This window comes from Ralstonia pickettii (genome assembly GCF_001699815.1).
GTDB lineage: Bacteria > Pseudomonadota > Gammaproteobacteria > Burkholderiales > Burkholderiaceae > Ralstonia > Ralstonia thomasii.
The window spans coordinates 1-11,291 of record NZ_MCGB01000022.1 but is presented as its reverse complement, the minus strand read 5'-3'; the positions used below and the strand labels follow the sequence as shown (position 1 = coordinate 11,291).

Here is an 11,291-nt window from a genome sequence, read left to right as displayed (position 1 = left end):
GGAGGCAGACCACCAACAAGAAACCAAGACCCACCCCCACAACAAAGCATCAGTCCGCGGGCGTAATGTCGATATGGCAATGCGAAGACTGCGCCCCCACATGCGATTCATGGTGCATGTGATCCTGCACCTCCACCCGCATCCCCAACCGCGCCAGCAGCTTCCGATCCGCATCCGCCTCCGGGTTATCCGTCGTCAGCAGCTTCTCGCCATAGAAGATCGAGTTGGCGCCCGCCATGAAGCACAGCGCCTGCAAGGCATCGTCCATCGCCTCGCGGCCAGCGGAGAGCCGCACCATCGCCTTGGGCATCGTGATCCGCGCCACGGCAATCGTGCGCACGAAATCAAACGGGTCCAGTTCTTCGTTGCCCGCCAGCGGCGTGCCTTCCACCTTCACCAGGTTGTTGATGGGCACCGAGTCCGGATACGGCTCCATGTTCGCCAGTTCGGCGATCAGACCCGCACGCTCGTGCACCGATTCCCCCAGCCCGACGATGCCGCCGCAGCACACGTTGATGCCGGCGTCACGCACGTGCTCGAGCGTGTCGAGCCGGTCCTGATACGTGCGCGTGGTGATGATCTCGCCGTAGAACTCGGGCGCGGTGTCGAGGTTGTGGTTGTAGTAGTCCAGGCCCGCTTCCTTCAACTGCGCGGCCTGTTCCTGCTTGAGCATGCCGAGCGTCACGCAGGTCTCCAGCCCCATCGCCTTCACGCCGCGCACCATGTCGGCCACGGCATCGAGCTGATGCGGCTTGGGGTTGCGCCACGCGGCGCCCATGCAGAAGCGGCTTGCGCCGTTTTGCTTGGCGCGCGATGCGGCTTCCAGCACGGCGTCGATCGGCATCAGCTTTTCAGCCTCGACACCCGTGTCGTAGCGCGCCGATTGCGGGCAGTACGAGCAATCTTCCGGGCAGCCGCCGGTCTTGATCGACAGCAGCGTCGATAGCTGCACCGCGTTCGCGTCAAAGTTGGCGCGGTGCACCTGCTGCGCCTGGAACAGCAGGTCGTTGAACGGCAGCGCGAACAGTGCTTCGATGGCTTCGCGGCTCCAGCGTGCGTCGGGCGCCTGGCCGGGCGTGACGGGCGCCTTGGCAGCGTTTGGAACGAAGTTGAGCGGAGTGGATTGCATGAGGACTTCCTTCGAGTGATGCGTGGTTTCGTTGTTGTGCGGATCAGGCCGGCAGCAGCCAGTTCGGCTTGCGCTTGCCCAGAAAACTTTGCACGCCTTCGCGGCCTTCTTCCGAGGCGCGGATGGCGGCGATGCGCTCAGCGGTATCCGCCAGCAAGGCGTCGTTGACGGCGGCGCCAGAGACTTCACGCACCAGGCGCTTGCTCTCGCGCACCGCGTTCGGGCTGTTGGCGACGAGCGCGGCGGTGATGTCGGCCACCTTGGCGTCGAGGGCGTCTGCGCTCACCAGCTCATGCACGAGGCCGAGGCGATGCGCTTCGGCAGCGGAAAAGCGTTCTGCGGTGATGAAGTAGCGGCGCGACGCCTGCTCGCCCAGGGCGCGAATCACGTACGGGCTGATGGTGGCCGGGATCAAGCCGAGCTTCGCTTCCGACAGGCAGAAGTTGGCCGTGTCCACGGCAACGACGATGTCGCACGCGGCGACCAGGCCGACGCCGCCGGCATACGTGTCGCCCTGCACGCGCGCGATCACAGGCTTGGGGCAGGTGTAGATGGCGCGCAGCATCTCGGCCAGGCGCAGGGCGTCGGCGCGGTTCTCGTCATCGGAGTAGCCGGCCATCTTCTTCATCCAGTTCAGGTCGGCACCCGCGCAGAAGGCCGGGCCGTTGCCCGTCAGGACGATGGCGCGCACGCCCGGCTCATCGGCCAGCGCGCGGAACGCGCCGGTCAGCTCGGCGATGACGGTCTCGTTGAAGGCGTTGCGCACGTCGGGCCGGTTCAGCGTGAGCGTGGCGACGGCGCCGTTCTGTGCGAAGGCGAGGGTCTCGAAAGTGTTCATTCGGGGTCCTTGTTGGTGTCGGACTTGGGGTCGTCTGCGCCGGATGCTTCAGCGTTGCTGCCTGGTGCCACCGCTTGCACCGGGCCGGCGGGCAAGCCAAGTTCGCGCAGGAAGGCGTCGACCTGCGGCAGCCAGATGCCCAACCCCGCGTGGCTTGCGAACATGCCGTGCGAGTCGCTCTTGAAGGTGCCGAAATCCACCAGCCGGCCTTTTCCGCCCGCACTCGTGTAGGCCGCGAACATCCTGTCGGGCATCGGCTTGGGCCAGTAGCTGTCGTTGTCGCCGTAGAACCAGAGCGACGGATAGCGCGACTGGCGGCCGTACGTCTCGAACGCGCGCACTAGGTTGCCTTCCCAATCGACGCAGGTGTCGTTGCGCAGGCCGCCGGCAAAGTTCACCAGCCCGCGCACGCCCGGGTAGGCGATGGTACCGAAGGCCAGCGTGGTTAGGCCGCCGTGCGACTGGCCCATGACGACGATGCGGTTGCGGTCCACGTACGGCTGCGCGGTCATGTAGTCGAGCGTGGCCACCACGTCTTCGGCCTGGATGATGCCGTTGGCTTCCACGTTGCAACCGCTGCCGATATACGCGCCGCCGGATTTGGCGAACCCCTGCCGCATCGGGATGGCCACTACGTAGCCGCGCGCGACCAGCGCCGCAGCCTGCTCGCTGTAACGGGCACGCGCTTGGAATGCCGCCTTGCCGCGCGCCTTGCCGTGATTGAGCACGATGAGCGGAAAAGGGCCGTCGCCGGCCGGCTTGTAGACGGTCGTCTCCAGCTTGAGGGTGAAGATGCCCGCAGACTTGGGCACCTCCACGATGATCTCGCTGATGCCGGACTGAGCGGTTTCGCTCGCATGCGCGGCCGCAAGCAGCAGCGCGCAGCCAACGGCTGCCAAGGCGCTGCGCCACGTTCGCGCGGTGTTGCTGTTCACTGCAAATATTCCTGTTCGATTGACGGCCCGCTTACATGCGGAACACGCCGAAGTTCATGTCGCCAATGGGCGCGTTCAGGCTCGCCGACAGGCCGAGGCCCAGCACGCTGCGCGTGTCGGCGGGGTCGATCACGCCGTCGTCCCACAGGCGTGCGCTGGCGTAGTACGGATGGCCCTGGCGCTCATATTGGTCGCGGATCGGCGCCTTGAACGCGGCCTCTTCATCGGCGCTCCACTGGCCGCCCTTGGCTTCGATGCCGTCGCGGCGCACGGTGGCGAGCACGCTTGCGGCCTGTTCGCCGCCCATCACAGAGATGCGCGCGTTCGGCCACATCCACAGGAAGCGCGGCGAATACGCCCGGCCGCACATGCCGTAATTGCCCGCGCCGAACGAGCCGCCGATGATGACCGTGAACTTGGGCACCTGCGCCGTTGCCACGGCCGTCACCATTTTCGCGCCGTTCTTGGCGATGCCTTCGTTTTCGTACTTGCGGCCCACCATGAAGCCGGTGATGTTCTGCAGGAACACCAGCGGGATCTTGCGCTGACAGCACAGCTCGATGAAGTGCGCGCCCTTGAGTGCCGCCTCTGAAAAAAGAATGCCGTTGTTGGCGATGATGCCGACCGGGTAACCCCAGATGCGCGCAAAGCCGCAGACCAGCGTCGTGCCGTAGCGCGCCTTGAATTCATCGAAGGCGGAATCGTCGACGATGCGGGCGATGACCTCGCGCACGTCGAACGGCTTGCGCGTGTCGGTCGGGATCACGCCGTAGAGTTCTTCTGCGGGAAAGCGCGGCTCGACGGGCGCATGAATCTGCACCTGCTCCGGCTTGCGGCGGTTCAGGTGCGCGACGATGCTGCGGGCTTGCGCCAACGCGTGCGAATCGTTGTTGGCGAAGTAATCCGCCACGCCCGACAGCCGCGTGTGCACATCGGCGCCACCGAGGTCTTCGGCGCTCACCACTTCGCCGGTCGCGGCCTTCACCAGCGGCGGGCCTGCCAGGAAGATCGTCCCCTGTTCCTTGACGATGATCGACTCATCACTCATGGCCGGCACATACGCGCCGCCCGCCGTGCACGAGCCCATCACCACCGCGATCTGTGGAATGCCCTTCGATGACAGGTTGGCCTGGTTGTAGAAGATGCGACCGAAGTGATCTCGATCGGGGAACACGTCGTCCTGGTTCGGCAGGTTGGCGCCGCCGGAATCGACCAGATAGACGCAGGGCAGGTGGTTCTGCTCGGCGATCTCCTGCGCGCGCAGGTGCTTCTTCACGGTCATCGGGTAGTAGGTGCCGCCCTTGACCGTGGCGTCGTTGCAGACGATCACGCATTCCTGCCCCGAGATGCGGCCGATACCGGTGATGATGCCGGCGCCGGGCGCGGCGTTGTCGTACATGCCATACGCCGCCAGTTGCGAGAACTCCAGGAACGGCGTGCCAGGATCGAGCAGTTGCTGCACGCGGTCGCGCGGCAGCAACTTGCCGCGGGCGAGGTGTTTGGCACGGGCGTCGTCACCGCCGCCCTGGGCGATGCGCGCAACCTTGTCGCGCAAGTCGGCGACGAGTGCGCGCATGGCATCGGCGTTGGCCTTGAAGTCTTCAGCGCGGGGGTTCAGCTTGGTCTCTAGCGTCGGCATGGCAGCAGTGCGGGAAGGTCGGTGCGGTTCAGTCAGGGAAGGTGCCGTCGACGTACAGCCAACGGCCTTCGGCGGATTCGGCGCCGCTTGCGTCCAGGCGGACGAAGCGGCTGGTTTCGTGCAGGCGATGCGCGCGGCCGCCCACCTTGTAGCGTGCGACGAATTCCACCGTCGCGTGCGTGGCGTCTTGCGGCGTGTGGCGCCTGACGTCCAGGCCGAGCCAGCGCGTGGCGGCGGCGTCTGCTTCGCTGGTTTCCAGGTCGACAGGGCAGGTGGACGGATGCCACGTGCGCCGCAGGTAGGCCGTGTCGCCCAGCACATAAGCGCTGTAGCGCGAGCGCATGAGCTGCTCAGCCGTAGCCGCCACGGCCTCGCCCGCGTGGAACGGGCCGCAGCAACGCGCATAGGCGCCGTTGCCGCAGGGGCACGCGTCGGCCGGGCCGATGGGCTGGGTTTGTGCAGCAGGCATCAGGCCAGCAACTCCGGCAGTTCGCGCATATCGGTGAACGTGCGTGTGGCGCCGGCGGCAATCAGCGGGCCTGGTGCATTGCGGCCCGCGTACGCCAGCACCGTCATGCCGGCTGCGTGCCCGGCGGTAACGCCCGTGGGGCTGTCTTCGATCACCAGGCAGCGCGAGGGCGATACCCCGAGGCTGCTGGCGGCGAGCAGATACACGTCGGGCGCGGGCTTGCTGCGCGCGACTTCGGTGGCCGAAAAGATGCGTACGTCCGTCGGCTGGAAATGCTCGATCAGACCGGTGCGGTTGAGTTGCAGCTCCACCTTCATGCGGTCCGCTCCGGAAGCCACGGCCATCGGCAGGCCGAGCCTGGAGAGCACATCGATGGCGTGCCCGATATGCGGCACGGCTTCCACTTCGGCTTCGAGCAGCACGTTGCGTCGCGCCTGGAAGGTGGACAACCAGTTCGGCGGCAGCGGTGCGCCGCGCATCTCGGCAATCGCATCCAGCTCTTCGCGGATGGCCTTGCCGAGGAAACGCTGGATGGAATCTTCCAGGCTGATGTCGATGCCAAGCTCGATCAGCATCTCCCAGATCAAACGGTTGACGATGGGTTCGCTGTCGACCAGCACGCCGTCGCAATCGAAGAGGATCGCGTCAAAGCGCGGGTGGTTCGAAACAGAGGAGGTCACTGCAGTCATGCGCTCTTCGTTGTTGGTTCGTTGGCGGCGGTTCGTGCATCTGCCGCCGTTGTGGATGTGGCCTTATATCCGTCCGTCGCGCAGCAACGCTTCAATCTGGTCAAAGCGGTCGAAGCCCCAGAACGCCTCGCCGTCGACGATCACGTAGGGCGAGCCGAACACGCCGCGCGACATCGCCAGGTCGATCTCGGCCTTGAGCTGGTCCTTGATCTGCTGGCTGCTTGCGCCGGCGTTGAGTGCGGCGCCGTCGATGCCCATCGCGTCGGCAATCTTCATGACCTCGGTCGGCTCACCGATGTTGATGTCGTCAACGAACAGTGCGCGGTAGACGGCCCGTGCGAAGTCGATCGCGCGGTCCCCGCCGTGATGGTCATGCACCCACAGCGTGGCCCGCGCGGCGTATTGCGTGGGCAGCGGGAAGTGCGTCGGCTTGCGGTACTCAATGCCGTTGAAGCGCGCGGTACGCTCGAAATCGCGCCACGCGTAATCGCCCTTGAGCGGCACCTGAGGCAGCGGGGAGCCGCCGGTGGTCTTGAAGACGACCCCCAGCAGGATCGGGTGCCATGCCGTCGCCCGGTTGTACCGCTGGGCGAGCTCCTCCACGCGCGTGCTGGCGAAGTAGCCGTACGGCGACGAGAAGTCGAAGTAGAAATCGATGGCCCCGTTCATGGTGTGCTCCCCTTGTTGTGCTGCGCCTTTCCCAAAACTGCCTACGCCAGCGCGCGGGCGATCAAGATTTTCTGGATATCGCTCGTGCCTTCGTAGATCTGGCACACGCGCACGTCGCGGTAGATGCGCTCCACCGGGAAGTCGCTGACATAGCCGTAACCGCCAAAGACCTGGATGGCATCGGAGCACACGCGCTCGGCCATCTCGCTGGCGTTGAGCTTGGCCATGGCCGCCTCTTTCAGGCACGGCAGCCCGGCGTCTTTCAGGCTGGCGGCATGCCAGACCATCTGCCGCGCCACATCCACGCGCGTCGCCATCTCTGCCAGCCGAAACTGCACGGCCTGGTGCGCAAACAGCGGCTGGCCAAAGCTTTCGCGCTCCTTGGCGTATGCCAGCGCGGCTTCAAAGGCCGCACGCGCCATGCCCACGCTCTGCGCGGCAATGCCGATGCGCCCGCCTTCCAGCCCGGACAGCGCCATCTTGTAGCCCGCGCCTTCTTCGCCCAGCAGGCAATCGGCGGGGATGCGGCAGTCTTCGAACACGATCTGCGCCGTGTCGGACGAATGCTGGCCAAGCTTGTCTTCGAGCCGCGCGACGATGTAGCCCGGTGTGTTGGTCGGCACCAGGAACGCGCTGATGCCGCGCTTGCCTGCGGTCTTGTCGGTCACGGCCATGACGATCGCCACGTCGGCATGCTTGCCGCTGGTGATGAACTGCTTCACGCCGTTGAGGACCCAGTGGTCGCCATCCCGCACGGCCGTGGTGCGCAGCGCCGATGCATCGGAGCCGACATGCGGCTCGGTCAGGCAGAACGCGCCGAGCATCTCGCCGCGCGCCAGCGGCACAAGCCACTGCTGCTTCTGCGCGTCGTTCGCAAACGCCATCAGCATGCTGCACACAGGGCAGTTGTTCACGCTGATGACGGTGGAGGTACCGCCGTCGCCGGCAGCAATTTCTTCCAGGATCAGCGCCAGCGACAGGTAGTCGAGCCCAGCCCCGCCGAGTTCTTCCGGCACGGCCACGCCATAGGCCCCAAGCTCGCCGAGTTGGCGGTGCACGTCTTTCGGGAACGTCGCATCGCGGTCCCACGCGGCTGCATGCGGCGCGATCGCCTCGCGCACGAAGGTGCGGATGGCGTCGCGAATCATCTCTTGCTCTTGGGTCAGCAGCATCGTTCCGGCCTCACCATTCAATGACGCTGCCGTCGTAGTTGCGGAACCCGCCGTTGTCGGCGCGCGTGGCGCCGGCGATCACGCGGCGGATGCCAGCCACACTCTCCTGCGGCGTGATGGCCGCGTCCGCGCCGCCCATGTCGGTCTGTACCCAACCGGGGTGGAACGTCAGGCACGTGGCGTTCTTGGCGTCGATCGACACCCCGCGCAATACGGCATTCACCGCCGCCTTGCTCGCGCGATACAGCCAGCCGCCGTTGCCCGCCATGTCGCCGATGCTGCCCATGCGGCTGGAGATGACGGCGAGCACGCCGCCAGGCTCGTCCGCACCATTGCGTCCGGCTTCCACCATCGGCAGCACGGCGGGCAGCACGCCCATCGGGGCCCACACGTTGGTGTGCATCACGGCATCAAAGTCGGCCTGGCTGACGGGCGTGGCACCCTGCGTGCGCGGGCCGTAGATGCCCGCCACGTAGATCGCCACGTCCAGCGCTTCGCCGTCGAGCTTCCACGCGAGGCCGGCGACGGCGTTGGCGTCGGTCAGGTCCAGCACATGCGTTTCAGCGCCCAATGCCTGCAGTGCGTGCGCTGCTTCTTGCGTGCGCACGGTGGCAATCACGCGCCAGCCATCCGCGCGATACTGCTTGACCGTTTCCAGGCCGATGCCGCGCGACGCGCCCAGGATGAGCGCGGTGCGCGTGCGGCGGGACGTTGCGTTCGTCATGCGCGTGCCTTAGTAGAGTTCGATGCCGACGGCCGTGGCTTCACCGCCGCCGATGCACAGGCTGGCCACACCGCGCTTGCCGCCACGGTGTTGCAGCGCGCCCAGCAGCGTCGCGATCACGCGCGCGCCGGATGCGCCGATCGGATGGCCCAGCGCGCATGCGCCGCCGTTCACGTTCACCTTCTCGTGCGGGATGTGCAGGTCGTGCATCGCGGCCATCGGCACCACGGCAAACGCCTCGTTGATCTCGAACAGGTCGACGTTCCCCGAGTTCCAGTCGAGCTTCTTGAACAGCTTGTCGATGGCTGTGACCGGCGCCGTCGTGAACCAGCCCGGTGCCTGTGCGTGCGTGGTGTGGCCCAGCATCACCGCCAGCGGCGTGATGCCGAGTTGCTTGGCAGTCGACTCGCGCATCATCACCAGCGCAGCCGCCCCATCGTTGATCGACGAAGACGACGCGGCCGTCACCGTGCCGTCTTTCTTGAACGCGGGCTTGAGCGAGGGAATCTTGTCGACCTTGATGCGGCGCGGGCCTTCATCGGTGTCGATGACGGTGTCGCCCGCTTTGCTCGACACGGTAACGGGCGTGATTTCCCAGCGGAATGCGCCGGATTCGGTGGCCTCCTGCGCGCGGCGCACGGACGTCATCGCGAAGTGGTCCTGGGCTTCGCGCGTGAAGCCGTACTTCTCGGCGCAGTCCTCGCCGAAGGTGCCCATGGCGCGGCCCTTGTCGTATGCGTCTTCCAGGCCGTCCAGCATCATGTGGTCGTAGATCATGCCGTGGCCGATGCGATAACCGCCGCGGCCTTTCGGGATCAGGTACGGCGCATTCGTCATGCTTTCCATGCCGCCCGCGACCACCACGTCGACCGAACCCGCGAGCAGTGCGTCATACGCGTTCATGGCCGCGCGCATGCCCGAACCGCACATCTTGTTGACCGTGGTGCAGCCGACCGACAGCGGCAGGCCCGCGCCCAATGCGGCCTGGCGTGCCGGTGCCTGCCCCTGGCCCGCAGGCAGAACACAGCCCATGATGACTTCTTCGATCTGTTCCGGTTTCAAGCCCGCACGTTCGACCGCCGCGCGAATGGCAGCGGCGCCGAGTTGCGGAGCGGTGAGGCTGGCGAGTTCGCCCTGGAAGGCGCCCATCGGGGTACGGGCGGCGGAGGCGATGACGATTCGGTCGGACATTGCTGCAATCTCCTGGAACTGTGCTTGGGACATGTTCTGCACTTTTGGTGCAGGGGTTGTGTGTCTCTTGCTTTTTGGGTGGGCCTTGTTGGTCCATCTCCGTTTCGTCCCCTGCCGGGGGCGACTCACTTTCTTTGTCTTGCCAAAGAAAGTAAGCAAAGAAAGGCGCGCCCGAGATGGCGACCCCCTCCTTGAATTTGTGTAACCGGGCGGAGACGGGGAAAACTCGCTGCGCTCAGACAGTTCCCCGCCTTTTTTCCGCCCGCTTACAAAAATTGAAGGCGCCATCTAGGGCAGGAATGGCCAAACACTCGGTATGCCGGTGCAAACGAAAAAGCGAGCCTTGGTGGCTCGCTTCGTGTTCGACGGTTTGCTTTTCCCTTGCCCTAGATGGCGCCTTGGGATTTTTGTTGCGGGGAGGAAAAAGGAAGGAGCCTTGTCTGAGCGCAGCGAGTTTGGCTCCTTCCCTTTTCCTCCCTGCAACAGAAATTCAAGGCGCCATCTAGGGCATCAACGGCCCCACCATCGCAGTGCAAACGCAGTGGTGGGTACGCGGCAAGACGCGGAGCGAAGCAAACGGCAATACAGCAACACAGCAACAAGCAACAAGCAACAAGCAACAAGCAAGGGCCTGACAGAGCATGCACACCAACGGTTTGGCCGTTGACGTTCCTGCCCTTGATGGCGCCTTGAATTTTCGTAAGCGGGCGGAAACAAGACGGGAAACTGTTTGAGCGCAGCGAGTTTTTCCCGTCTCCGCCCGGTTACGAAAATTCAAGGGATGGGTCGCCATCTCGGGCGCGCCTTTCTTTTGCCTACTTTTCTTTGGCAAGACAAAGAAAAGTAGGTCGTGCCCGGCAGGGGACGAAACAAGGGATGCACCACAAGTGCAAAAAAACAAACAAGGAGACGTAACAACACCATGATCACCAAGCTCCTCATCGCCAACCGAGGCGAAATCGCCTGCCGGGTCGCCGCCACCTGCCGCAAGCTCGGCATCCGCACGGTCGCGGTCTACTCCGATGCCGACGCCAACGCCCGCCACGTCGCGGCCTGCGACGAAGCCATCCACATCGGTGAGCCCGCCGCCCGCGACAGCTACCTCCGCGCTGATCGCATCCTCGAAGCCGCACGCGCCACGGGCGCGCAAGCCGTCCATCCCGGCTACGGCTTCCTCTCAGAGAACGAAGCTTTCGCAAAAGCCTGCGCAGACGCCGGCATCATCTTCGTCGGCCCGCCGGCCTCGGCCATCGAAGCGATGGGCAGCAAGAGCGCGGCCAAGGCGCTGATGGAAACGGCGGGCGTGCCGCTCGTGCCCGGCTACCACGGCGACAACCAGGACGCGGCCTTCCTGCGCACGCAAGCCGATCGCATCGGCTACCCCGTGCTCATCAAGGCCAGCGCCGGCGGCGGGGGCAAGGGCATGCGCGTGGTGGAGTCAGGCGATGCGTTCGAAGCCTCGCTGGCTTCCGTCAAGCGCGAGGCGTCTTCCAGCTTCGGTGACGACCGCGTACTGATCGAGAAGTACCTCACGCGTCCGCGCCACATTGAAATCCAGGTGTTTGCCGACAGCTTCGGCGACGCTGTCTATCTGTTCGAGCGCGACTGCTCTGTGCAGCGCCGCCACCAGAAGGTGCTGGAAGAAGCCCCCGCCCCGGGCATGACGCTGGACCGCCGCCGCGCGATGGGCGAAGCGGCCGTGGCGGCCGCGCGCGCCGTGGGCTACGTGGGCGCCGGCACGGTCGAGTTCATCGTCGACGAAGACGGCACGTTCTACTTCATGGAGATGAACACGCGCCTGCAGGTCGAGCACCCCGTGACCGAAATGATCACGGG

The 11,291-nt window shown here is 65.4% G+C and carries 11 protein-coding genes; 1 reads left to right on the top strand and 10 read right to left on the bottom strand.

The features are described from left to right. Positions 1–49 precede the first annotated feature (49 nt). The 10 genes from bioB to BEK68_RS02865 all read right to left on the bottom strand — a co-directional run bounded on the left by bioB (position 50) and on the right by BEK68_RS02865 (position 9,455). Entirely contained in the window at positions 50–1,129 is a 1,080-nt protein-coding gene (bioB, locus tag BEK68_RS02910; protein WP_004633679.1) for a biotin synthase BioB, read from the bottom strand. 43 nt (positions 1,130–1,172) lie between these two features. Then, entirely contained in the window at positions 1,173–1,967 is a 795-nt protein-coding gene (locus BEK68_RS02905; RefSeq protein WP_009239256.1) for an enoyl-CoA hydratase/isomerase family protein, read from the bottom strand. Continuing rightward, positions 1,964–2,902 carry a dienelactone hydrolase family protein gene (locus BEK68_RS02900; protein WP_004633684.1) on the bottom strand — a complete coding sequence of 313 codons (939 nt, stop codon included), beginning with the start codon at positions 2,900–2,902 and terminating at the stop codon, positions 1,964–1,966. The genes BEK68_RS02905 and BEK68_RS02900 overlap by 4 nt, the downstream gene beginning before the upstream one ends. A gap of 31 nt (positions 2,903–2,933) precedes the next feature. Further along, positions 2,934–4,541: a carboxyl transferase domain-containing protein gene (locus tag BEK68_RS02895; RefSeq protein ID WP_009239255.1), complete on the bottom strand. Its 1,608-nt coding sequence runs from the start codon at positions 4,539–4,541 to the stop codon at positions 2,934–2,936. A gap of 28 nt (positions 4,542–4,569) precedes the next feature. Next, positions 4,570–5,010 (bottom strand): YchJ family protein, encoded by a 441-nt coding sequence (locus tag BEK68_RS02890; protein WP_009239254.1) that lies wholly within the window; start codon positions 5,008–5,010, stop codon positions 4,570–4,572. Continuing rightward, positions 5,010–5,699, bottom strand: a complete 690-nt coding sequence (locus tag BEK68_RS02885) for an HAD family hydrolase (RefSeq protein ID WP_004633689.1) — start codon at positions 5,697–5,699, stop codon at positions 5,010–5,012. The genes BEK68_RS02890 and BEK68_RS02885 overlap by 1 nt, the downstream gene beginning before the upstream one ends. A gap of 63 nt (positions 5,700–5,762) precedes the next feature. Then, positions 5,763–6,368, bottom strand: coding sequence for a 2-hydroxychromene-2-carboxylate isomerase (locus BEK68_RS02880; protein ID WP_004633691.1), 606 nt, complete (start codon positions 6,366–6,368; stop codon positions 5,763–5,765). Positions 6,369–6,409: 41 nt separating this feature from the next. Next, positions 6,410–7,540, bottom strand: a complete 1,131-nt coding sequence (locus BEK68_RS02875; RefSeq protein ID WP_004633692.1) for an acyl-CoA dehydrogenase family protein — start codon at positions 7,538–7,540, stop codon at positions 6,410–6,412. Positions 7,541–7,550: 10 nt separating this feature from the next. Then, positions 7,551–8,264, bottom strand: a complete 714-nt coding sequence (locus tag BEK68_RS02870) for an SDR family oxidoreductase (RefSeq protein WP_009239253.1) — start codon at positions 8,262–8,264, stop codon at positions 7,551–7,553. A 9-nt stretch (positions 8,265–8,273) separates the two neighbouring features. Then, positions 8,274–9,455, bottom strand: a complete 1,182-nt coding sequence (locus tag BEK68_RS02865) for an acetyl-CoA C-acetyltransferase (RefSeq protein WP_004633697.1) — start codon at positions 9,453–9,455, stop codon at positions 8,274–8,276. A 922-nt stretch (positions 9,456–10,377) separates the two neighbouring features. On the opposite strand from BEK68_RS02865, the gene BEK68_RS02860 reads away from it, so the two are divergent. Continuing rightward, positions 10,378–11,291 (top strand): acetyl-CoA carboxylase biotin carboxylase subunit (locus BEK68_RS02860; RefSeq protein ID WP_139111337.1); only part of this gene is annotated, 914 nt, incomplete at its 3' end.

Bases quoted from the DNA above. Each gene is read 5' to 3' on its own strand.
- bioB (WP_004633679.1), bottom strand. From the start codon at position 1,129: ATGCAATCCACTCCGCTCAACTTCGTTCCAAACGCTGCCAAGGCGCCC.
- BEK68_RS02905 (WP_009239256.1), bottom strand. From the start codon at position 1,967: ATGAACACTTTCGAGACCCTCGCCTTCGCACAGAACGGCGCCGTCGCC.
- BEK68_RS02895 (WP_009239255.1), bottom strand. From the start codon at position 4,541: ATGCCGACGCTAGAGACCAAGCTGAACCCCCGCGCTGAAGACTTCAAG.
- BEK68_RS02890 (WP_009239254.1), bottom strand. From the start codon at position 5,010: ATGCCTGCTGCACAAACCCAGCCCATCGGCCCGGCCGACGCGTGCCCC.
- BEK68_RS02885 (WP_004633689.1), bottom strand. From the start codon at position 5,699: ATGACTGCAGTGACCTCCTCTGTTTCGAACCACCCGCGCTTTGACGCG.
- BEK68_RS02880 (WP_004633691.1), bottom strand. From the start codon at position 6,368: ATGAACGGGGCCATCGATTTCTACTTCGACTTCTCGTCGCCGTACGGC.
- BEK68_RS02875 (WP_004633692.1), bottom strand. From the start codon at position 7,540: ATGCTGCTGACCCAAGAGCAAGAGATGATTCGCGACGCCATCCGCACC.
- BEK68_RS02870 (WP_009239253.1), bottom strand. From the start codon at position 8,264: ATGACGAACGCAACGTCCCGCCGCACGCGCACCGCGCTCATCCTGGGC.
- BEK68_RS02865 (WP_004633697.1), bottom strand. From the start codon at position 9,455: ATGTCCGACCGAATCGTCATCGCCTCCGCCGCCCGTACCCCGATGGGC.